This is a genomic window from Bacillus sp. AY18-3 (assembly GCF_008042305.1).
GTDB lineage: Bacteria > Bacillota > Bacilli > Bacillales > Bacillaceae_G > Bacillus_A > Bacillus_A wiedmannii.
Genome location: NZ_QKQR01000045.1, coordinates 1 through 1,559 on the forward strand (window position 1 = coordinate 1; position 1,559 = coordinate 1,559).

Sequence of the window (1,559 nt, forward strand, 5' to 3'; positions counted from 1 at the left end):
GAACTACTCGGTCGCTCATTCGCGACTTCCTTATGTTAACACCTTCGTTAGTTAATGTCAACTAAGTTTTTCATTTTGTTCGCCGCATTCTGCGTTATTGCATCGGCGACTTGTTCTATATTACACCTCTATAGCCTAATCGTCAACACCTTTTATTCAATTAATAATAAAAATAATTCCAAAGTTATTTTTATTATTAGTTTCAGTTATTTAATTCCTCTCATTCAATGAAAATAATGAAAAGGACATCCTATTACATACAAAGCGTCCTTTCCATTAAACATTATATACATGCTCTTATAAACTTTAACATTCTTCATTCTCTTTAATATTTTGATCGTCTGATATAAATAAATCAATTAGTTTACGTTTATCCGCCCATATCACTCCAAATAAAACTAAGCTGCCACCTATTACTATTCTCCGCGTTAAAGATTCATTTAATAGAACAATTGAAGCAACTATACTTATTAACGGTAACGCATTTAAATATAATCCACTTACTGATGCCGAGACTGTCTCTAATGCTCTATTCCAAAACCAATACGCTAAAATTGTTGCCCCAATAACAAGATATATTACACTAAACCCTGTCTTCCATGTTTCGATTTTTGGAAAACCATAATAAAAAGTTTCTGCCATTGCAAATGGTAATAGAATAACAGCTCCAATAATTAAAGTTAATGTTGTAAAAACCTTGTTTGATAGATACTGTTCTTGTTTTGGTCGTTTCAGCAATACTGTATAGAAAGCAAATAAGAACGTACTTAATAAAATAAGGATATCTCCTATTAAAGATACTTCTTGATCGACATTACTAGATGGAATTGTAATAAGAAGTACTCCGATAGCCCCCAATACAATACCGATCCAATAATTAAGCCGAATTTTTTCTTTCAAAAAGAACGCCGAAAAAAGAATTGTAACTAAAGGTAAAGCAGCATCAATAATACTAACATGCAATCCACTTGTTAAAGAAATACCGTAGGATGTGAACATAAAGTACCCAGATACGCCAGTAAAAGATAGTAAACTCATTCTTTTCCACGGGACCTGTTTATGTACAACTGATCTTTTTAATTGTTTAAATGAGAATAGTAAACAGATTCCACCAGCTAAGAAAAGGCGAATAAATAACAAAGTAAATGGCTGAATAGATTCTAATGCCCACTTTGTTGGCGCAATGGCTGTCCCCCATAATATAACAGCCACTAATAACATGCATATTTCTTTCATAATCCCCCACACCCATCAAAAAATATATGTTAACTATCTTAATTATAGATTTTTTCTTATGTAAAATCCTTTAAAAATGAAAAACCGTTATGTGAAAAACAACTGAATAGCTATTTTCCACATAACGGTTTCATATAAAAAGTAAAATATTTTAGTCATTCCACGACTCAATTAATACAAAAAGGTAATTCTTACCTTAACCTAACATTTAAATGTATTACTTTATTATCTTTTATGGCATTATCGTTCAAAATTCATTTTAAACAGTCTCTATTTCATCTTTTTTCTTCTTTAAGATTATTTAATTTATGGATTATGACATT

Annotated in this window: 1 protein-coding gene; it reads right to left on the bottom strand. The window is 30.6% G+C overall.

From position 1 onward, the window contains the following. Nucleotides 1-306: 306 nt before the first annotated feature. A complete protein-coding gene (locus DM800_RS27875; RefSeq protein WP_088610501.1) occupies nt 307-1,236 on the bottom strand; it encodes a DMT family transporter in 930 nt (309 codons plus the stop codon). Between the last annotated feature and the right edge of the window lie 323 nt (nt 1,237-1,559).

Coding starts and splice junctions, on each gene's coding strand:
- DM800_RS27875 (WP_088610501.1), bottom strand. CDS start 1,236: ATGAAAGAAATATGCATGTTATTAGTGGCTGTTATATTATGGGGGACA.